The 20,277-nt window shown below is 63.1% G+C and carries 16 protein-coding genes and 2 pseudogenes; all 18 read left to right on the forward strand.

Going from position 1 to position 20,277, the window contains the following annotated elements; genetic code table 11:
- Nucleotides 1-475 (forward strand): annotated as a pseudogene (locus HMPREF9081_RS14180) (transposase); the annotation flags it as partial.
- 43 nt (nucleotides 476-518) lie between these two features.
- Nucleotides 519-1,166 carry a vWA domain-containing protein gene (locus tag HMPREF9081_RS02795; RefSeq protein WP_006305459.1) on the forward strand — a complete coding sequence of 216 codons (648 nt, stop codon included), beginning with the start codon at nucleotides 519-521 and terminating at the stop codon, nucleotides 1,164-1,166.
- A gap of 42 nt (nucleotides 1,167-1,208) precedes the next feature.
- Nucleotides 1,209-2,729, forward strand: coding sequence for a protein phosphatase 2C domain-containing protein (locus HMPREF9081_RS02800; RefSeq protein ID WP_006305460.1), 1,521 nt, complete (start codon nucleotides 1,209-1,211; stop codon nucleotides 2,727-2,729).
- Entirely contained in the window at nucleotides 2,722-4,182 is a 1,461-nt protein-coding gene (locus HMPREF9081_RS02805) for a serine/threonine protein kinase (RefSeq protein ID WP_006305461.1), read from the forward strand. The genes HMPREF9081_RS02800 and HMPREF9081_RS02805 overlap by 8 nt, the downstream gene beginning before the upstream one ends.
- Before the next feature lie 79 nt (nucleotides 4,183-4,261).
- The gene (locus HMPREF9081_RS02810) at nucleotides 4,262-6,898 is read left to right on the forward strand and encodes a calcium-translocating P-type ATPase, PMCA-type (RefSeq protein WP_006305462.1); all 2,637 of its coding nucleotides are present in this window, start codon (nucleotides 4,262-4,264) and stop codon (nucleotides 6,896-6,898) included.
- A 62-nt stretch (nucleotides 6,899-6,960) separates the two neighbouring features.
- Complete coding sequence (locus tag HMPREF9081_RS02815) at nucleotides 6,961-8,211, forward strand: TerD family protein (protein ID WP_040394361.1); 1,251 nt, start codon at nucleotides 6,961-6,963, stop codon at nucleotides 8,209-8,211.
- A 135-nt stretch (nucleotides 8,212-8,346) separates the two neighbouring features.
- Nucleotides 8,347-8,952 (forward strand): TerD family protein, encoded by a 606-nt coding sequence (locus HMPREF9081_RS02820; RefSeq protein ID WP_006305465.1) that lies wholly within the window; start codon nucleotides 8,347-8,349, stop codon nucleotides 8,950-8,952.
- 61 nt (nucleotides 8,953-9,013) lie between these two features.
- Complete coding sequence (locus tag HMPREF9081_RS02825; protein ID WP_006305466.1) at nucleotides 9,014-9,592, forward strand: TerD family protein; 579 nt, start codon at nucleotides 9,014-9,016, stop codon at nucleotides 9,590-9,592.
- 88 nt (nucleotides 9,593-9,680) lie between these two features.
- Nucleotides 9,681-9,806: pseudogene (locus tag HMPREF9081_RS14355) on the forward strand (secretion protein HlyD); the annotation flags it as partial.
- Between the two features lie 26 nt (nucleotides 9,807-9,832).
- A complete protein-coding gene (locus tag HMPREF9081_RS02830; protein ID WP_006305467.1) occupies nucleotides 9,833-10,516 on the forward strand; it encodes a TIGR00266 family protein in 684 nt (227 codons plus the stop codon).
- 1 nt (nucleotide 10,517) lies between these two features.
- Nucleotides 10,518-11,102 carry a TerD family protein gene (locus tag HMPREF9081_RS02835; RefSeq protein ID WP_006305468.1) on the forward strand — a complete coding sequence of 195 codons (585 nt, stop codon included), beginning with the start codon at nucleotides 10,518-10,520 and terminating at the stop codon, nucleotides 11,100-11,102.
- 92 nt (nucleotides 11,103-11,194) lie between these two features.
- Nucleotides 11,195-12,049 (forward strand): TerD family protein, encoded by an 855-nt coding sequence (locus HMPREF9081_RS02840; protein ID WP_040394362.1) that lies wholly within the window; start codon nucleotides 11,195-11,197, stop codon nucleotides 12,047-12,049.
- Nucleotides 12,050-12,058: 9 nt separating this feature from the next.
- A complete protein-coding gene (locus HMPREF9081_RS02845) occupies nucleotides 12,059-13,039 on the forward strand; it encodes an HpcH/HpaI aldolase/citrate lyase family protein (protein ID WP_006305470.1) in 981 nt (326 codons plus the stop codon).
- A 2-nt stretch (nucleotides 13,040-13,041) separates the two neighbouring features.
- Nucleotides 13,042-14,055 (forward strand): ATP-grasp domain-containing protein, encoded by a 1,014-nt coding sequence (locus HMPREF9081_RS02850; protein WP_006305471.1) that lies wholly within the window; start codon nucleotides 13,042-13,044, stop codon nucleotides 14,053-14,055.
- A gap of 11 nt (nucleotides 14,056-14,066) precedes the next feature.
- The gene (locus tag HMPREF9081_RS02855; protein WP_040394363.1) at nucleotides 14,067-15,194 is read left to right on the forward strand and encodes a phosphoribosyltransferase domain-containing protein; all 1,128 of its coding nucleotides are present in this window, start codon (nucleotides 14,067-14,069) and stop codon (nucleotides 15,192-15,194) included.
- A 4-nt stretch (nucleotides 15,195-15,198) separates the two neighbouring features.
- Nucleotides 15,199-16,269, forward strand: a complete 1,071-nt coding sequence (locus HMPREF9081_RS02860; RefSeq protein ID WP_006305473.1) for a cysteine protease StiP family protein — start codon at nucleotides 15,199-15,201, stop codon at nucleotides 16,267-16,269.
- 1 nt (nucleotide 16,270) lies between these two features.
- Complete coding sequence (locus HMPREF9081_RS02865; RefSeq protein ID WP_006305474.1) at nucleotides 16,271-17,017, forward strand: HAD family hydrolase; 747 nt, start codon at nucleotides 16,271-16,273, stop codon at nucleotides 17,015-17,017.
- 339 nt (nucleotides 17,018-17,356) lie between these two features.
- Complete coding sequence (gene secA / locus HMPREF9081_RS02870) at nucleotides 17,357-20,002, forward strand: preprotein translocase subunit SecA (protein ID WP_006305475.1); 2,646 nt, start codon at nucleotides 17,357-17,359, stop codon at nucleotides 20,000-20,002.
- Nucleotides 20,003-20,277: the final 275 nt, after the last annotated feature.

Below are 20,277 nucleotides of genomic sequence, written 5' to 3' on the forward strand. Positions count from 1 at the left end.
TATCAACGAGGCATCGGAGCATGAAATCCTCGCACGATGCGCTTCTCTGAAGGCGTACAGCGCCTTTGTCGCGCAGGTGCGCGCTGCGGTTCGGGAAGGAGTTGCGCTTGCCGCCGCCGTACCCGCAGCGATTCGCTATTGTATTGCACACAATTACTTGCCGGAATACTTCACAGAAAAGCAGGAAAAGGAGGTCTTTGACATGGTGAATTTCGAGTGGGACGAAGAACTGGCACGTCAGGTGCGTGCTGAGGAAGCGTGGGAGGATGGCATGGAGCGTGGAATGCAGCAGGGAATACAGCAGGGAATGCAGCAGGGGATGCAGCAGGGAATGCAGCAGGGAATGCAGCAAGCCCTTGCCTCCTCCATTCGTAATCTGATGAAGAGCATGAATCTCTCCGTGGAAAAGGCGATGGAGGCGTTGCAGATTCCAGCGGCAGAGCGTGCAAAGTATGCGGCGCTTGTCCGAGGGTAAGCGAATGTTTGGAGTAACAAATGATTCTTTAGGAGGGATTTTTATGGCGGACAATGGACGCAGACTTCCGGTGTATCTTCTTCTGGATTGTTCCGGATCGATGGCGGGGGAACCGATTGAGGCGGTGCGGCAGGGGATCAAGGCGCTTCTCTCGGAACTTCGGGGCGACCCGCAGGCACTTGAGACGGCGTATCTGTCGGTCATCACCTTCGCGAGCCGCGTGCAGCAGACGACGAAGCTGACGGAGCTGATGCTCTTCAAGGAGCCGCGCCTTGAGGCGGAGGGCTGCACGCTCATGGGCGGCGCGCTGAAGCTGCTCGCGGAATGCGTGCAGACGGAGGTGCGCAAGAATACGGAGACGCAGAAGGGCGACTGGCGGCCGCTCGTGTTCCTGCTGACGGACGGCAGCCCGACGGATGTGGAGGATTTCCGCACGGCAGCGGCCGAGGTGAAGGAGCTGAAGCTGGGCAACATCATCGCCTGTGCGGCGGGCGCGGATGCCGACACGAGCTATTTGAAGCAGGTGACGGACAATGTTCTGATGATGAACAATCTGTCCTCCGGTGATATGGCGAAGTTCTTCGCATGGGTGTCCAGCTCGATCAAGATGTCCTCGAAGAGTCTGGACGCGAAACCCGGCGCGCCGATCGAGCTGCCGCCTCCGCCGCAGGGCTTCACGGTCGTTCCCTGACGGGATGTGCTGCGGACATAGGAAGGGGGCAGCGAGGTCTTGATGGACACGCAGGAAACGCAGAAGGAGCCCGTCGCGGCGCAGACGAAGCCGTGGACGGATCTTTCGGATGCAGTGAAAACCGAAACGGCAGAACCGTTGGCAGATATCCCCGCCGTACAGGAAACGGCAGAGGAAGACGCGGCTGCGGAGATGTCGGCAGCGGAGACTGCCGCAGCACCGCCGCCGCAGGAAGTGGCGACACCACCGGAAACGGAGGAACACGTCGCAGAAGTGCCGACGGACGGCTCTACCGCAGCGGAATCGGCAGTAGCGGAAACGGCCGCAGAGCCGCCCGGTGCGGAGGAGGCAGCGCCCCTCAGCGATGAGGAGGTGCTGGCACATACGGCGGCGCTTTGGGAGTATCATCCTGTCCCCGCAGATGAGCCGGATGCCGCGCCGGAATATCGTTCCGCAGCGATGCAGATCGGTGCGGCGGAGATGATCGCGGCGCGCGTGCGCGGCAAGAAGCACAAGCACGACGGCTCGAACTGCGACGACTGGTTTGCCGCCGTCCACGCAGAGGACATCGCCATCCTTGCCGTCTCCGACGGCGCGGGCTCGAAGCGTCTCTCGCGCGTCGGCGCACGTGCGGCGTCCGAGGCAGCCGTCGGCGCGGTTTATGCCGGTCTGCAGAGACTCCTGACGGCGCACGCGGAGCTGCGTACCGCCTGCGCCCTGCCGATGGAGGAGGCGGCGTTCGGGGATGCGTGCGCGCAGCTTGCCGGCATCCTGCACGAGGGCGTGTGCGCCGCGCGTGTCGCTGTCGAGTCGGCGTTCTATGAGCGCTGTGGCAGGGCGGCTTACAGAGACCTCCTCGGCAGGGATCCCGTCCTTGCGGATTTTGCGGCGACACTCCTCGTGACGCTTGCCGTGCCCGTTCCGGAGCGCGCGGAACTGCTCGTCCTCTCCTGCCAGATCGGGGACGGCATGACCGCCGCCGTGAACACGCACGCGGCATATGGCAGCGCGGTGAAGCTCCTCGGCAGACCCGACAGCGGCGACTATGTGGGAGAGACGGATTTTCTCACGAGCGACGGCATGACGGACAGCGCCGCACTGCAGAACAGGACGCTCGTCTCGCGCGGGGCGTACGATCTCCTGCTTACGATGACGGACGGCGTGGCGGACGACTATTTCAATGAACAGGAGCTGCACCGCCTGTACCTCGACCTTGCGCTGAACGGCATTCTCCCCGCAGCATCGGAGCAGACGATGTTCACGCGGGCGGAGGCCTGCCTCCTGCGCAGTCTGCCGAAGCCGACGGCGTTCCCGTGGGTCAACGACAAGACGGAGCAGGTCGCGTTGCAGTCCGCACAGCGTTGCTGCACCAGTGCGGGCTGCACGGTGGAAACGCTCTGGCAAAGTGCGCATGTGCTCCCCCTTGCCGCCGCAGATACGACGCTCGCGCGCGTTTCTGCGCCCGCGCAGCGCCTTGAGATCTGGCTGGACAACTACATGGCGCGCGGCTCGTTCGACGATCGGACGCTTGTGCTGCTCTCCATGGGTGCGGCGCATGTCTAGGCGTGCCGAGGCCGTCCTCAAGGACGGCAGGAGGCTCCCCTACATCATCACGGACAATCCGCCGCAGGGCGGGATGAAATACACCTACTTCGCGCCGGACCGCTCCTATGTCGTGCAGTTCTTCCACGATCCCGACGTGGTCGATGCGGCACTGCACGACCGCCTCACGGCGATCATCGGCCGCTACAATCCGACGCTCTCGGAGGAGGAGGGCGGTGCGCGCGGCAATACGCAGGAGGCGGCGGCGTACTTTTCGGAGCTGTTCTGTTGGCCGGTGGCAGTTGTTACTGACCCGGAGTTCGGCATTGTCTGCCCCACCTATCCGAAGAAGTTTTTCTTCGGCGCGGGCGCGTCGTCTGCGCTCGACCTTGCGGGCAAGGACAAGAAGGGGAACTGGTTCACGGGGCGTGTGCGTCGGTATCTTGCACCGCAGGAACTTGGAAATTTTCAGACGATGCTGCGCCTGTCCATCTCGCTTGCGCGCGCCGTGCGCCGCATGCATCAGGCGGGGCTGGCACACTCTGACCTCTCGTGCAACAATGTCCTCATCGACCCTGTGAGCGGCAGCTGCGTTGTCATCGACATCGACTCGCTCGTCGTGCCGGGGCTGTATCCGCCCGAGGTGGCGGGGACAAGGGGCTATATCGCGCCCGAGGTGCTCGCCGCGCTGGATCTCCCCCCGGGCGATGCGCGCCGTGCCGCGCCGGGGCTTTTGACCGATCTCTTCGCTCTGCCCGTACTGCTCTATCAGTATCTCCTGAAGCGTCACCCGCTTGAGGGCCCGAAGAACTACGATCTGCCCGCCGAGGAGGCGGATTTCCTGATCTACGGGCCAAAGGCACTCTTTGCCGAACACCCGACCGACCACAGCAATCGTCCTGCCGATCTGCGCGTGACGATCCGCGATCTCGGCCCATATCTCGAAAAGCTCTTCCTGCGCGCCTTTGTGGACGGGCTGCACGACCCGGAGGCACGCCCCTCGGCGCTCGAGTGGGAAAAGGCGCTCGTGCGGACGTGGGATCTCCTGCAGCCGTGTGCGGCGGACTGCAAGGAGAAATTCTTCGTCCTGCACGACACGGCGCATCCGTGCTGCCCCTTCTGCGGTACGTCCGTCCCCGATCGCCGCGTACTGCACCTCACGCGTATGCGCCGCGTGCGCGGCAAGGCGGGGCAGTGGATCGCGGCGGGGACGCTGAACGTCTACGATGGGCTGCCGCTCTTCTCGTGGCATTTCTCCGACCACGTATTCCCCGATGAAAAGGCGCAGGACCGCACGGTGCAGGCATATCTCTCGCGGAAAAACGGTACGTGGCATCTCGTGAACAGCGCGATGGATACGCTGTGTAGCGGCACGGGGGAACGGATTCTGCGCGGCAGTGCGCTGCCCCTTGCGCCCGGCACGCTCTTCGGCACATGGACCGAGGATACAGGCGTGCTTTGGACGTGCGAATGAGGGCTTGACCGCACGGAATTTCATGGTACAATGAAAAGGCTTTTGAAGAAAATTAGAAAAAGACAAAAGGAGAACGCGTATGAAGATTCAAGGCCTGTCAGAGGAGGCAGTGCGCGCCGCGCGTGAGCAGTACGGCACGAACGCGCTCACGGAGCAGACGAGCGAGGGGTTCTGGGAGAAGCTCAAGGGGAATTTCAACGATCCCATCATCAAGATCCTCTGCGTCGCGCTCGGCATCAACGTGATCTTTGCCTTCATGGGGCAGGTCGCGTGGTACGAGTCCGTGGGCATCGCACTCGCGGTCATCCTCGCCACATCCGTTGCGACGTACTCCGAATACCAGAACGAGAACGCCTTTCAGAAATTGCAGGAGGAGGCCTCGCTCATCAAATGCAAGGTCTACCGCAGCGGCGTGCTGACGGAGATCCCCATTGACGAGATCGTCATGGGCGACTACGTCCTTCTGCAGACGGGCGACAAGATCCCGGCGGACGGCGTCATCTGCGAGGGAACGATCCAAGTCGACCAATCCGTTCTGAACGGGGAGGCGAAGGAGGCGACCAAGACCCCTGCGACGGAGGGCGATACGGAGGCGGAGCAGAGTGCAGACTTCCTCCATCCGCACAAGGCGTTCCGCGGCTCTGTCGTCTGCGACGGAAATGCCGTGGTGCGGACGACGACGCTCGGCGACAAGACCTTCTACGGGCAGATCGCGGGCGAACTGCAGGGAGATGACGACCGCGACACGCCGCTCAAGCTCAAGCTCTCGACGCTCGCGGGGCAGATCAGCAATTTCGGCTACATCGGCGGCGTCGCGATCGCGATCGCCTTTATGTTCCAGCGCCTCGTGATCCACAACGGCTTCGAGATGGCGCGCATCATGGCGTACTGCTCGAACTGGCTGGTCGTCGTCAACGACCTCGTGGAGGCGGTTATGCTCGCCGTCATCATCATCGTGGTTGCCGTGCCCGAGGGGCTGCCGCTGATGATCGCGATTGTCTCGGCGCAGAACATGGGCAAGATGCTGAAGGACAACGTCCTCGTTCGCAAGATCTCGGGAATTGAGACGGCGGGCAGCCTGAACATCCTCTTCAGTGACAAGACGGGCACGATCACGAAGGGGCAGCTCGAGGCGGTCGCCTTCATTGACGGCACGGGCAGGGAGTACACTGCCTATACGGATCTGGGCGCGGGGCTGCAGAACCTTGTCAATCTGAGCGTGCGCTACAATACGAGCGCCGTCATCAACGACGCTCAGGCGGTCGGCGGCAACGCGACGGAGCGCGCGATCTTCGGCTTCGTCGCGGGCGCCAGCGCGGAGATGGACGCGACGGTCCGTCAGACGGTGCCCTTCAACAGCAAGAACAAATACTCCCTGACCGAGGTCACGGGCACATACGATGTGACGCTCGCCAAGGGCGCGCCGGAAAAGCTCCTCGCGCTCTGCGATGCCTACTACGATGAGAGCGGCAGGAAGAAGCCGCTGACGGATACCGCGCCGATCACGGCGACGATCGACCGCCTTGCCGCGCGTGCCATCCGCGTTCTGGCGCTCGCCGTCTACGAGGGGGCGATTCCCGCAGACGGGACGCTGCCGACGGGCGGGCTTGTCTTCGTCGGCGCGGTCGGGATCCGCGACGAGGTGCGCCCCGAGTCCGTCGAGGCGATCGCGCGCGTGCACAGCGCGGGCGTGCAGGTCGTCATGATCACGGGCGACCGGCAGGATACGGCGACGGCGATTGCGCGCGAGGCAAAGCTCCTCGAACGCCCCGACGATGTCGTCATGACCTCGGACGAGCTGGCAACGCTCAGCGACGAGGAGGTCAAGGCGCTCCTGCCGCGTCTGCGCGTCGTGGCGCGCGCCCTGCCGACGGACAAGAGCCGCCTCGTGCGCCTCGCGCAGGAGATGAACCTCGTCGTCGGCATGACGGGCGACGGCGTGAACGACTCGCCCGCGCTGCGGCGTGCCGATGTCGGCTTCGCGATGGGCGGCGGCACGGAGGTCGCGAAGGAGGCGAGCGAGATCGTCATCCTCGACGACAACTTCAAGTCGATCGGCCGCGCCATCCTCTATGGCCGCACGATCTACAACAGCATCCGCAAGTTCATCATCTTCCAGCTGACGATCAACGTCGCCGCCGTCCTCATCTCCTTTGCCTCGCCGCTGCTCGGCATGGAGAACCCGCTGTCCATCACGCAGTTCCTCTGGATCAACCTCGTCATGGATACGCTGGCGGCACTCGCCTTTGGCGGTGAGCCGGCACTGCGCCGCTATATGGATGAGAAACCGAAACGGCGCGATGAGAACATCATCAGCCGCTATATGGTGTCCTCGATCGGTGTCGGTTCACTCTGGTGCTTCGGCACGAGCCTCTTCTTCCTCATGAGCGGCACGGCACACAGCTATTTCCGCCCCGATGCCGACAATCTCTATCTCCTGACGGGCTACTTCGCCTTCTTCATCTTTATGGCGGTATTCAACGCGTTCAACGCGCGTACGGATGAAAAGAATCTCTTCGACAATATTTCTGAGAACAAGGGCTTTTTGCGCGTGATGGGTCTCATCGTCGTCGTGCAGGTGCTCATGATCTACTTTGGCGGCGTGATCCTGCGCTGCTACGGCCTGACGCTGACGGAGTGGGGCTTCGTGCTCGCCCTCGCGTTCACCATTGTGCCGGTCGATCTCGTCCGCAAGGCGATCGTCGGTAAAGGTTAATTTGGAAGCGCTGATAAGATGATTTATCGGCGCTTTCGTTGTATATGGAATGGAGGATTTGTATGGAGCGCATCCACAAGGGACAGAAAACAGACCTCACCAAGAAGTGGCCGAATCTTCGCCGCGTGCGTGTCGGCATGGGATGGCAGACGGGCGCAGCCCCCGAGGTCGATACCGCCGTCTTCCTGCTTGGCGCAGACGGCAGAGCGGCGGGCGATGAGGACTTCGTATTCTACGGGAATCCGCGCCATCGGACGGGCGCGGTCGAGCATCGGGACGGCACTGCGGGCGGCGATCGGCAGGAGGTGGAGGTCGATCTTGCCGCCCTGCCGGCGGAGATTCAGAAACTCGCGTTCACAGCGACGATTTACGAGGCGGAGCAGAGGCGGCAGAACTTCGGGCAGGTCGCGGGCGCGTACATTCGCCTCGTCGATGCGGAAAGCGGCACGGAGCTGCTACGCTATGAGCTGGGCAGCGATTTCTCCGTGGAGACGGCGATCGTCGTCGGGGAGATCTACCGCTACAAGGGGGACTGGAAGTTCAATGCCGTCGGCGCGGGCTTTCGTGGAGGACTCGCCGCACTCTGCGGGAACTTCGGCATCGAGGTGAGCGCGGGAGAGGGCGCGGCTGCTCCGCCGCATCCCGCACCGCCGCGCCCCGCGCCCGTGCCGACACCTGCGCCCCCACCGCCGCCCCCGGCACCGCCCAAGAAGGTGGAGCTGCGCAAGGGGCAGAAGGTCAGCCTCACGAAGGGCAGCGGCGGCCTCGGAGAGATCTCCATCAACCTCAACTGGAACCAGCATCCGAGAAAGAAGAGCGGCGGCTTCCTCTCCTCCCTCTTCGGCAGCGACGGCATCGACCTCGACCTCGGCTGCCTGTATGAGCTGCAGGACGGGGACAGCGGCTGCGTGCAGGCGCTCGGCAATGCGTTCGGCAGCCTCTCGCATCGGCCGTGGATCGCGCTCGACGGCGACGACCGCACGGGCGCGAGCGCGGGCGGCGAGACGCTGCGCGTCAATGGGCAGATGGTGTCGAAGATCCGCCGCATCCTCGTCTACACCTTCATCTACGAGGGCGTTGCGAACTGGCAGGAGGCGGACGGCGTCGTCACGGTACGATGCCCGGGCAGCCCCGACATCATCGTACGCATGGACGAGTACGGCTCTGCGCAGGGGATGTGCGCCATCGCCATGTTCGAGAGCCATGGCGGCACGCTGAGTGTCGAGAAGCTCGTGCGCTTCTTCCCCGGGCACGAACATTTGGATCGGGCATACAACTGGGGGCTGCGCTGGACGGCGGGATCGAAGGACTGACCCTGCGGTGTTTTACAAAAAGTCAAAATTTTTCTTTACGCGATGCAGGAAAAACACGCGATTAAGTCGAATTGTTTCTAAAGTAATCATATATGAAACTTGTCCCGCAGAAAGCGGGCACAGAGGAGGAATGGTATGGGCGTAAATTTGCAAAAGGGACAGAAGGTCAGCCTCAAGAAGGAGAACGGGCAGGCGCTCACGCGCATCTGCGTCGGACTGGGCTGGGATCCCGCCGTGCAGGAGAAGAAGAGCGGCGGTTTTCTCGGCTCCCTCTTCGGCGGCAGCACGGAGGACGTCGACTGCGATGCGAGCGTATTCGTCTGCCGCGCGGGGCATCTGAGTTCCGTCGACGACATCGTCTATTTCGGCAATCTCACGCATAGTTCCGGCGCTGTCCGGCACACGGGCGATAATCTGACGGGCGAGGGTGAGGGGGATGACGAGCAGATCCTCGTCGATCTGCCGAGCGTACCCGAGGCGTATGACAAGCTCGTCTTCGTCGTCAACATCTACGATGCCGTATCGCGCAAGCAGGATTTTGGCATGATCGCGAACGCCTTCATCCGCATCTGCGATGACCACGGCGAGTTCTGCCGCTACAACCTGTCCGACAGCTATGCCGGCATGACGGCGCTGATCTTCGGCGAGATCTACCGGCATAACGGGGAGTGGAAGTTTAACGCCATCGGACAGGGAACGAAGGATCCGGGGCTGCACGAGCTGGCAAAGCGCTTCCAGTGAGAGATCATGCCCCGCGGGGCTGATATAGCATGGACATCGTTCAGAGTATAGGAGGATCAGCATGGCAATCAGTTTGAAAAAGGGACAGAAGGTCGACCTGACGAAGGGCAATCCGGGACTCTCGAAGCTCCTGATCGGACTCGGCTGGGACACGAACAAGTATGACGGCGGCGCGGACTTCGACCTCGATGCCTCGGCGTTCCTGCTCGGACCTAACGAGAAGGTGACGTCGGATGAGGACTTTATCTTCTACGGCAACCTCAAGCATTCCTCGGGCAGTGTTGAGCATACGGGCGACAATCTCACGGGCGAGGGCGAGGGCGACGACGAGCAGATCAAGGTCGATCTCTCGAAGGTGCCCGCCTCGATTGACAAGATCGACTTCACGGTCACGATCTACGAGCCGGAGGAGCGCAAGCAGAACTTTGGTCAGGTCTCGAATGCGTTCATCCGTGTGGTAAACGAGGCAGACGGCAAGGAACTCATCCGCTTCGATCTCGGCGAGGACTTCTCGATCGAGACGGCGGTCGTCGTCGGCAGACTCTACCGTCAGGGCGCGGAGTGGAAGTTCAACGCGATCGGCTCCGGCTACAGCGGCGGACTCGCGGCACTCGGCAAGGCATACGGCGTCAATATCTGACTTATTTCTCCGACGTGCGCCTCGGGGCAGATGCCCCGAGGCTTTTTCAGAGGAATCGCTGATAAAATGAAGTCCGTCAGATTGGCGTAGATTTTTTCGTCCGAACAAGGAGGCAAACCGGACGCATAGTAAGAGCTATGTGGAGGATTTGCCGACGAAGTGCGGGCAAAAAAGATACGTCAAGATGGCGGTGCTGAATTTATCAGTGCTTCCTCAGATGATTCAGACAGGAGGTAGGAGATGGAATATCGGATCCTGTACCCGGAGGCATTCCCCGTGGTGGAGTGCTCTTTGGCGCGCGGTGAGGCGATCAAGGCGGAGTCGGATGCGATGATTGCGATGGATGCGACCATCGATGTCGAGGGGAAGATGGAGGGCGGCATCTTGGGCGGACTCGTGCGCCGCGTCTTCACCGACGAGAGCTTCTTCATGCAGCGTCTGGTCGCTTCGCGCGGTGCGGGCAAGGTGCTGTTCGGACACCCGCTGCCGGGCGGCATCATGGACGTGGAGCTGGACGGCTCGTACGGCATGATCGTGCAGAAGGGCGGCTTCCTCGCAGCCGAGGAGAGCATCAATGTCGACTCGAAGATGCAGGGGCTGATGCAGGGTCTGTTCTCGCAGGAGGGATTCTTCCTCCTCAAGCTCACGGGCCGTGGCGTCGCGTTCCTGAGCAGCTATGGCGTTATCCATGTGCTGAATCTCGAACAGGGCGAAGAGGTCATCGTCGACAACGGGCATCTCGTCGCGTGGCCGGACTATATGGACTATAAAGTGGAGAAGGCATCGAACGGCTGGGTGTCGAGCATTATGTCGGGCGAGTGCCTTGTCTGTCGGTTCAGGGGTCCCGGACCTGTCCTGATTCAGACGCGGAATCCCTCCGGTTTCGAGGGATGGATTCAGTCGATTGTGAAGAAAGGAAGCTGACATGGCGGTAAATCTTTCCAAAGGGCAGCGCGTGAGCCTCGACAAGGGGATGAAGATGGCGCTGATCGGTCTCGGCTGGGATGTGAACCAATACGACGGCGGTGCGGATTTCGACCTCGACGCCTCGGCATTTCTGCTCGGAGCGAATGGCAAGGTTCGGAAGGATGAGGATTTCATCTTCTACGGCAATCTTGACAGTACAGACGGCTCGGTGCACCACACGGGCGACAACCTCACGGGCGAGGGCGAGGGCGACGACGAGGTGCTCGTCATCGACTTTACGAAGGTTCCGCCCGATATCGACAAGATTGCCATCACCGTGACGATCTATGAGGCTTCCGTGCGGAAGCAGAACTTCGGGCAGGTCTCAAACGCCTATGTGCGTGTCGCACGCATGGCGAACGCGCAGGATATGCAGGGGACGGAGGTGCTGCGCTTCGATCTCGTGGAGGAGTTCTCCGTCGAGACGGCGCTCGTCGTCTGCGAGATCTACCGTCATAACGGCGAGTGGAAGTTCAACGCGGTGGGCGCGGGCTACCAAGGCGGACTTGAGGCACTCTGCCGCGCGTACGGCGTGAATGTCTGATTGAGGAAGGGGCTGTCGCACGAAGGCATTTCTCCGCAGGGACGATGCGGAGGGATGAGGCGGTGCGGCAGCTTTTTTGCGGAGATGCAGATATGAAGAGAGAGCAGGGAAGAGGTGCCGCCGCAGCCGAGATGCTGCCGCCGCTCGTCGATCTTGGCACGTTCGCAGCGGAGCGGGAAAACACATTCGTGCTTCCCGTGTCGGAGGCGGTGCAGGCGTGGACGGAGATCGACGGCATGGCGGTGCGGACGGAGGTGTCGGCTGCGGGAGAGCATATCCTTCGCCTGACACTGCCCGCGATGCGCACGGGCGTCCTCCTCTATGGCGCACTCATCCTTCGCGGACCGCAGGGAGAGCGCACCGTCCATCTCACGGGGCGGGCGGCGGAGGGCGCACAGGAGCACTGCGGCGCGCCGGTCGGGAGTGCGCTGCCCGCCCTCGTGCGCGGGGAGCGGCTGGTGGTCGAGGCAGATGAGACGATCGGCTTCTTCTATGAGGATATGGGGCACGCGGCGGGCGTCGATGTGGATGCCTATGTGTTCCGCCTCTATGCGGATGGGCGTGTGCGCGGCGATGCGGATCTTGTGTTCTTCGGCAACCCGATCGCGGACGACGGCAGCATCCGCGTGGAGAAGGGCGCGCGGATCGGCGCGGTCGTCGACGTAGCAGCGCTTGCGGCAGAGGCTGCGCGCCTTGTCATCTGCTTTTCCGTCTATGAGGACGGTGCGGGGCGGGACTTCTCGCATGTCCGCAGCCCTCTGGTCACGCTCTCTGCGGGCGGCGTGACGCAGTACCGCTTCCCGCTCGATGCGCTCCATCGGGAGAAGACGGTGAATGCGGCGGAGCTGTACCGCTATCGGGGCGCGTGGAAGCTGCGGCTCGTCGGCGCGGGCTATGAGGCGGGGCTGGCGCGCCTGTGCGAGGACTATGGGCTGAGTGTGGAGTGAGGTCATCCGATGGAAGACAGGGAAATATTGCAGTACAGGGTGGGGGGGCTGCTCTACATGCCCGCCTATCAGGACAATATTGTGGAGAAGATCCGCGCCGGTCGGGAGCCGTATCTGACGGCGATCTGCTTCTGCCTCGAGGACGCGATCAACGATACGGCGGTTGCGGACGCGGAACGCGCCCTGCGGGAGACGCTGCGCGCGCTGAAGGAGCTGTATGCACAGGAGGGCCGCACGAAACCGCTCCTGTTTGTGCGCGTGCGGACGGCGGATCACATGCAGCATTTCATCGACTACGTCGGCGATGTGGGCGCCGTGCTGACGGGCTATGTCCTGCCGAAGGTGAACCTCGGCAACGTGGAGGCGTACATGGAGATCATGCGCGATCTGGGCACGGATCCCGTGCGGCGCTGCGCGATCATGCCCGTCCTCGAAAGCCCGTCCATCGCGGGCATCAAGAGCCGCAGCGCGGTGCTCGGGGAGCTGAAGGCGATCTTTGACGCCCACCGGGAGTACGTGCTGAATGTGCGCGTCGGCGGCAACGATTTCAGCAACCTCTACGGCGTGCGCCGCTCGATTGCACACACGATCTACGACGTCGGCGTCGTGCGCGACATCCTCGTTGACATCCTGAACATCTTTGCGCGGGACTATGTGGTCTCAGGCCCCGTCTGGAACTACTTCGGAGAGGATCCTGCGGGGCTGTGGGCAAAGGGGCTGCAAAAGGAGCTGGAATACGACCGCCTGAACGGCTTTATCGGCAAGACGGTCATCCATCCCGCGCAGCTGCCCTTTGTGTATGGCAGTCTGCGCGTGCAGCGCGCGGACTATGAGGATGCGCGCATGATCCTGGACTGGCGGGACGAGCGTGCGGGCGTGCGGAAGAGCTGGGACGGCACGCGCATGAACGAGGTCAAGACGCATCAGAAATGGGCGGCGCGCGTCATGGCGCTCGCGGAGATCTACGGGGTGAAGGAGGAAGGGGAATAGCCATGCGTGTGTGGTTCAACCAGTGGTTCAGCACGGCGTATCATCTGATCGCGCTGATGCGGGCGGGCTCGCCCGACAGATTCACCTTCGTCGGGTCGAGCGCGAACCCGAACATGCTCTACCGTCTTGTCTGTGACGCGTGGGAGACGGAGCCTGTGCTGCCCGTCGGCACGGCGTATGTCGAATACGCGCTGCGTTTTTGTCGGGCGCAGGGCATTGACGTGTTCTTTCCACGGCGCGCGCTGACGCTCCTCGCGCAGCATCAGGATGCGTTTCGCGTACAGGGGACGATTCTCGCTGCGGGTGCTGCGGACACGATGGCGCTCCTCGATGACAAGGCGGCGACGTACGCCTTCTTTGCGGAGCATCTGCCCGAGATCGTGCCCGCGTACCGTGTGGCGCGCAGCTATGAGGCGTTTGTGGCGGCGTATGAGGAGCTGCGCCCCTGCTGTGCACGCGTCTGCTACAAGCTGACAGAGGACGAGGGGGCGACGACGTTCCGCGTGATCGACGAGAGCGTTGCGGCGCCGGGTGCAATCGCGCGCAAGCCCGGCACGAAGCTGACGTGGGCGATGGCGCAGCAGATCCTGCGCGGCTATGATTTCTCCGTGCCCTTCCTCCTGATGCCGTATCTGGACGGGCAGGAGGTCAGCGTGGACTGTCTGCAGACCGCGCGCGGGGCGATCGTCATTCCGCGGTTCAAGACGGATCACCGCTACTCCGAGATCCGCTTCGATGCGGATATCATGGCGCTCTGTGAGCGCATCATGACGCTCCTGCAGCTCCCTGTGCCGATCAACATCCAGCTGCGGAGCGACGGGACGCACTACTACCTGCTTGAGATCAATCCGCGTATGTCGGGCGGGTTGCAGCTGTCCTGCCTCGCGGCGGGAATCAATGTGCCCGACATCGCCGTCAACCGGCTTGTCGGCACGGAAAAGCCGTGGGCGTATCCCGACCGCAGCCGCGTGCGGCGCGTGGCAAATCTCGAAACGCCGCAGCTGCTGGAAGGATGAGGGGGACATGGATGGACTATACGGCGGACACGGTGCTGCGTGTGGCGCAGCGGTACAACAATGAGAAACGCACCTATTTGCTCGTCAACCCCTTGCAGGGAAAGCACATGCCCGTTGCCCCGCACGCGGCACTTGCCATGATGGCGGCACTCGGCAGACGGGTCGCGGCGGCGTATCCCACGGCGCGTCTGGTCATCGGCTTTGCCGAGACGGCGACCGCGATCGGCGGCATCGTCGCGCAGGAACTGGATCCCTCCTGCACCTACGTCCAGACGACGCGGGAGCAGTCGCGGGGCAGGCGCCGGATCGAATTTCTGGAGGAGCACAGCCATGCGCCCGAGCAGTGGATCGCCGCCGAGGCGGTGGAGGCGGCGATCGCGCGCACAGATACCGTCGTCTTTGTCGACGATGAACTCTCGACGGGCAGGACGCTCTGCAACATCATCCGCCGGATGCAGGAGGCGCTGCCCGCCCTGCGGGAGAAAAAGCTCGTCGCCGCCTCGCTCCTGAACCGACTGACGGCGGCGGATACAGCGCGGCTGCGCGCGCACGGGGCGGAGAGCATCGCGCTCGTGCAGCTGCCTGCGGGGGACTATGCGGCGCAGGTGGAACGGATCGTCGTGCGTGCGCCCGAGGACACTGTGCCCTCTGCGGAAACGCCCGCACCTCACATGCTCCTCGCCCCGGCATATCCCTCGCCGCGCGGGGGCGTCGGGATCGGGGACTATGCGGCGCACTGGCAGACACTGGGGCGCCGCCTCGCCGCGCAGCTGCCGTGGACGGCAGAGGAGCGCGTGCTCGTGCTCGGGACGGAGGAGTGCATGCTGCCGGGGCTTCTGGTCGGCAGGGCGCTCGCGGATGCGGGCTGCACCGCAGTGTTCTTCCACGCGACGACGCGCAGCCCCATCGGCATTGCGGATGCGGCGGACTATCCGATCCGCATGGGGCGGCGTCTGCAGAGCCTTTACGAGACGGAGCGCACGACGTATATCTACAACCTCGCGGCGTACGATCATGTGCTCATCGTGACGGACGCGCCGCAGGGGCAGGAGATGGAAGCGGGGCTTCGGAGCCTCTGCGCCGCCCTTGGGGAGAGCGGCTGCACGGATGTCGTCTGCATGGCGGCGGGTGGTGCATGAGCGGATGAAACGAAGGGAGCGGGCGATGTTCAGCAGCTATCGGGCGGAGGATGTGACGATCCTCCTCAAGGACATCACGGGACTGGTACCGCCGATGGCGACGGCGGAGCGGGAGCGCCTCATACAGGCGGGGCGGCACTACTCGGAGATGCTGCCGCTCGAATACGAGCCGACGGAAAAGTATATGGAGGCGTACCGCGACGCGCTCACGCGCTACGCGGAGATCACGGCGCGGGCGACGGCGTGCCTCGCGGAGGAGATCTACGCCGAAAAGGGCGCAGATGCCGTCCTCGTCTCGCTCGCGCGCGCGGGCACGCCCATCGGCATCCTCCTCAAGCGCTACCTGCGGAAACGCTTTGGCGCGGACGTGGCGCACTATACGATCTCCATCATCCGCGGCAGGGGCATCGACGCGAATGCGATGGCGTACATCCTCGCGCGCCACGCGCCCGCTGCGCTGCAGTTCGTCGACGGCTGGACGGGCAAGGGGGCGATCGCGCGCACGCTGGCAGCGGATGCGGCGGCATTCCCCAGGGTCGGTGCGGGGCTTGCCGTGCTCTCCGATCCCGCCTATGTCGCGGAGAAATGCGGAACGCACGAGGACTTCCTCATCGCCAGCTCCTGCCTGAACGCGACCGTGTCGGGGCTCCTCAGTCGGACGGTGTTGCGTTCCGACATCATCGGGGCGGACGACTTTCACGGCGCGGCGTTCTATGAGGAACTGCGCGCAAGGGATCTGACCTATGACTTCATCGACGCGGTGGAGGCGCATTTTCCTACAGCGGCACCGCCGAAGCCCGTCGCGGCGGCACATCCGTCGGGGCTTTCGGAGGTGCGGCGCATCGCGGCGGACTTCGGCATCGCCGACATCAACCTCGTGAAGCCCGGCATCGGGGAGGCGACGCGCGTCCTCCTGCGCCGCCTGCCGTGGAAGCTGCTCGTCCACAGCACGGCGGACGAGGCGCGGCTCGGGCATCTCTATCAGCTGGCAAAGGAGAAGGGCGTGGAGGTCGTTTCGTATCCGCTGCGAAACTATCTCGCGTGCGGGCTCATCCGTGCGCTCGCCGACAACTGACATGGATATCCTGTTTGCATCCGATCTGGACAATACACTGCTCTATTCGCGCCGACACCGACGTGCGGGCGATCTCTGCGTGGAGCGCCTTGCGGGCGCGGAGCAGGGCTTTATGACACCGCCTGCCGTCGAGCTTCTGCGGCGCGTTCGGGCGGCGATGCGCTTTATCCCCGTGACGACGCGCTCGGTCGAGCAGTATCGGCGCATCGCGTGGCCGGCAGGCACCGAGCCGGCGTACGCCGTGACGACGAACGGCGCCGTCCTCCTCTATCGTGGCGCGGAGGATGCGGCGTGGCGCGCCGAAGTCGCCCCCGTCGTGGCAGCGGCGCAGGAAGAACTGATGCGCCTTCATGCACTGCACGCGGAAAATCCCGCCTTCCTCCGCTGTCGCATCGTGGACGGTGCCTATCTCTTCGTCTACTGCGCCGACCATGTGGACGCAGAGGCGTGCGCGGCGGCGTACCGCGCGGAGACGCACCTCGCCGTCCTCTGTTCGGGGCGCAAGATCTACTTCTTCCCGCAGGGACTCGACAAGGGGGCTGCTCTTTGCGCCCTGCGTCGGCGCTTCGCCCCCGCACGCGTCTATGCCGCCGGTGACAGCATCATCGACCTGCCGCTCCTCGCGGCGGCGGATCGCGCCTTCGCCCCCCGCGATCTCCCCTTTGCGGACAGCCCGCACATACGCCGGCACACGGGTGCGGAGCCGTTCTCGGAGTGGCTGCTCGGCCGTCTGATGGACGAAATTTAGGGTCTATGTCAAGTGTTACAGACTGCGATGCTCCACGCAAACGCCTCGTTCGCAAGCGTTCGTGCGCTTGTACGCTTAAATACCGGCGAATTTCTAAACGCCCTTCGGTTGAACGACGAAATCCGCCGGGGCGTACCGCGCACTTTTCCCGCTTGCTCCACTAGGGTTTGCTTTGGAACATCGCATCCGCATTCTTCCGTAACAATTATCATAGAACCCACACGCCCGTCCCTGTCTTTGCAACATTTATTATGCAAAGATGGGGGCTTTGTGTTATAATGAAACGAATACTGTCTTTCCATCGACTCTGATCGGCACAGACTAGGAGAGTGAAACTACTTGTTCGGAATATCTTCGATACTCAAACGCTTCCTTGGCGACAACAATGACAAGGAGATCGCGCGCTATACGGCGATCGTCGAGCAGATCAACGCGCTCGAACCCACGATGAAGAACCTCACGGACGACAAGCTGACGGGCTACACGCGCCGCTTCCGCGAGCAGCTGGCAGAGGGCGTGACGATGGAGGAGATCCTGCCCGAGGCGTTCGCCGTCGTGCGCGAGACCTCGCGCCGCGTGCTCGGCATGCGCCACTTCGACGTGCAGCTCATCGGCGGCATCTGCCTCCACGAGGGGCGCATTGCCGAGATGCGCACGGGCGAGGGCAAGACCCTCGTCGCGACCACGGCGGTCTACCTCAACGCGCTGGAGGGCAAGGGCGTCCACATGGTCACGGTCAACGACTACCTCGCGCGCCGCGACAGCGAGTGGATGGGCAAACTCTACCGCTACCTCGGGCTGTCCGTCGGACTGATCGCACACAACATGGACTTCCCCGAGCGCAAGGCGGCGTATGCGGCGGACGTGACGTTCGGCACGAACAACGAGTTCGGCTTCGACTACCTGCGCGACAACATGGTGCTCTCCGAGGGGCAGATGGTGCAGCGACCGCTGCACTACGCCATCGTTGACGAGGTGGACTCCATCCTCATCGACGAGGCGCGCACGCCGCTCATCATCTCGGGGCCGGGCACGAAATCCACGGACAACTACCGCGTCATGGCAGAGGCGGTGCGCCACCTGAAGGAGGGCGAGGACTACACGGTCGACGAGAAGCAAAAGACCGTCGCGCCCGCCGACTCTGCCGTGCCGAAGATCGAGAAGATCGTCGGCATCACGAATCTGTATGCCCCCGAGAACATCGAGCTGTCCCACTGCTTCACGGCGGCACTGCGCGCAAAGGCGCTGATGCACCGTGACCGCGACTATGTGGTGAAGGGCGACGAGATCGTCATCGTCGACGAGTTCACGGGACGCCTGATGGAGGGGCGTCGCTACTCCGACGGGCTTCATCAGGCGATCGAGGCGAAGGAGGGCGTCAAGATTCAGCGCGAGTCGCAGACGCTCGCGAGTATCACCTTCCAGAACTATTTCCGTATGTATGACAAGCTCGCGGGCATGACGGGCACGGCAAAGACCGAGGAGAACGAATTCCTGAAAATTTACAACCTGCCCGTCATCGTCATCCCGACGAACAAGCCGATTCAGCGTATTGATGAAGCAGATGTCATCTACAAGACGAAGGCGGCGAAGTATCGCGCCGTCGGGAACGCCGTCAAGGAAATCCACGAGACGGGGCAGCCCATCCTCATCGGCACAACCTCGATCACGCAGTCCGAGGAGATGTCGCATGTCCTCAAGAAGAACGGCATCCCGCACGTCGTCCTCAACGCCAAGTTCCACGAGAAGGAAGCCGAGATCGTCGCGAACGCGGGGCAAAAGGGTGCGGTCACGATCGCGACGAATATGGCGGGGCGCGGCACGGACATCAAGCTCGGCGAGGGCGTGGAGGCGCTCGGCGGACTCTACATCGTCGGCACGGAGCGGCACGAGTCGCGGCGCATCGACAACCAGCTGCGCGGCCGTTCGGGGCGTCAGGGCGACCCCGGCGCGTCGAAGTTCTTCCTCTCGTTGGAGGACGACCTGATGCGCCTCTTTGCATCCGACCGCATCGCAGGCATCATGGACCGCCTCGGCATGGAGGAGGACGAGCCGATCGAGCACGCGATCATCACGCGCTCGATCGAGCACGCGCAGAAGAAAGTCGAGGCGCGCAACTTCGACATCCGCAAGCACGTCCTCGAGTATGACGACGTGATGAACCAGCAGCGCGAAGTCATCTACGGCGAGCGCAGGAAGATCCTCAAGGGCGAGAATCTGCGCGAGAACATCCTCGCGATGGTAAAACACATCATCAAGGACGAGATGACGCAGTACGCGAACGAGAAACTGTACCCCGAGGAGTGGCAGCTCGACGCGCTCATCGAGGATGCGGAGAAGGTGTATGCGCCGCAGGGGCGCCTCAAAAAGGCGGAGCTTGAGCAGCTCGCGCGCGACGAGATCCAAGAGGAGCTCGAGAAGGTCGCCGAGGAGGGCTACAAGGCGCGTGAGCAGATGTTCGGCGAGGAGAATATGCGCGAGCTGGAGAAGGTCGTCATGCTCCGCGTCGTCGATCAGAAATGGATGGATCACCTCGACCACATGGATATGCTGCGCGAGGGCATCAACCTGCGCGCGTACGGTCAGCGCAACCCACTCGTCGAGTACAAGATCGAGGCGCTGACCATGTTCGAGGAGATGGAGGCGTCCATCATGGATCAGATCGCCTCCCTCATGTACCATGTGAGCATCGTGACGCCGCAGGGAGCGGCGGCCGTCGCTCCCACGTCGGAGGATGGAACGCCGCGCCCCGCACCCGTGGTGGACGAGGGCGCACAGCGCCGCGCGGAGCAGCTGCTCGCACGCGAGCGCTCGAAGCTCGAGGATCACCTCTCGACCGCGCGCGCCTCGCACGGCGATGAGTCCGCCCCCGCCGAGGCAAAGTCGGCGAAGAAGGACGAGAGCGGCAAGAAGGTCGGGCGCAACGACCCGTGCCCCTGCGGCAGCGGGAAGAAGTATAAGAACTGCCACGGGAAGGATAAATGATTATTAGGATTTGCGATGGGTGCTCAACGCAAACGCCTCGTTGCGCAAGTGATCGCGTGCTCGTTCGCCTAAATACCGGCGCACTTCTTAAACGCGCTACGCTTGAACGAAAGAAGTACGCCGGGGGCGAGTCGCACGCTTTACTCACTTGCTCCACTAGGGTTTGCTTATGAGCATCCTGCCGCATTCCACCGAATACGAAAGCCTCCCCCGTCGCGACGGGGGAGGGGGACCATGCGCAGCATGGTGGAAGGGGCGCTTTGAACGGTTCGTTG

It is taken from the genome of Centipeda periodontii DSM 2778 (genome assembly GCF_000213975.1).
Classification (GTDB): domain Bacteria; phylum Bacillota; class Negativicutes; order Selenomonadales; family Selenomonadaceae; genus Centipeda; species Centipeda periodontii.

Excerpts from the sequence above, each read along its gene's own strand:
- HMPREF9081_RS02795 (WP_006305459.1), top strand. The coding sequence starts at position 519 with ATGGCGGACAATGGACGCAGACTTCCGGTGTATCTTCTTCTGGATTGT.
- HMPREF9081_RS02800 (WP_006305460.1), top strand. The coding sequence starts at position 1,209 with ATGGACACGCAGGAAACGCAGAAGGAGCCCGTCGCGGCGCAGACGAAG.
- HMPREF9081_RS02805 (WP_006305461.1), top strand. The coding sequence starts at position 2,722 with ATGTCTAGGCGTGCCGAGGCCGTCCTCAAGGACGGCAGGAGGCTCCCC.
- HMPREF9081_RS02810 (WP_006305462.1), top strand. The coding sequence starts at position 4,262 with ATGAAGATTCAAGGCCTGTCAGAGGAGGCAGTGCGCGCCGCGCGTGAG.
- HMPREF9081_RS02815 (WP_040394361.1), top strand. The coding sequence starts at position 6,961 with ATGGAGCGCATCCACAAGGGACAGAAAACAGACCTCACCAAGAAGTGG.
- HMPREF9081_RS02820 (WP_006305465.1), top strand. The coding sequence starts at position 8,347 with ATGGGCGTAAATTTGCAAAAGGGACAGAAGGTCAGCCTCAAGAAGGAG.
- HMPREF9081_RS02825 (WP_006305466.1), top strand. The coding sequence starts at position 9,014 with ATGGCAATCAGTTTGAAAAAGGGACAGAAGGTCGACCTGACGAAGGGC.
- HMPREF9081_RS02830 (WP_006305467.1), top strand. The coding sequence starts at position 9,833 with ATGGAATATCGGATCCTGTACCCGGAGGCATTCCCCGTGGTGGAGTGC.
- HMPREF9081_RS02835 (WP_006305468.1), top strand. The coding sequence starts at position 10,518 with ATGGCGGTAAATCTTTCCAAAGGGCAGCGCGTGAGCCTCGACAAGGGG.
- HMPREF9081_RS02840 (WP_040394362.1), top strand. The coding sequence starts at position 11,195 with ATGAAGAGAGAGCAGGGAAGAGGTGCCGCCGCAGCCGAGATGCTGCCG.
- HMPREF9081_RS02845 (WP_006305470.1), top strand. The coding sequence starts at position 12,059 with ATGGAAGACAGGGAAATATTGCAGTACAGGGTGGGGGGGCTGCTCTAC.
- HMPREF9081_RS02850 (WP_006305471.1), top strand. The coding sequence starts at position 13,042 with ATGCGTGTGTGGTTCAACCAGTGGTTCAGCACGGCGTATCATCTGATC.
- HMPREF9081_RS02855 (WP_040394363.1), top strand. The coding sequence starts at position 14,067 with ATGGACTATACGGCGGACACGGTGCTGCGTGTGGCGCAGCGGTACAAC.
- HMPREF9081_RS02860 (WP_006305473.1), top strand. The coding sequence starts at position 15,199 with ATGAAACGAAGGGAGCGGGCGATGTTCAGCAGCTATCGGGCGGAGGAT.
- HMPREF9081_RS02865 (WP_006305474.1), top strand. The coding sequence starts at position 16,271 with ATGGATATCCTGTTTGCATCCGATCTGGACAATACACTGCTCTATTCG.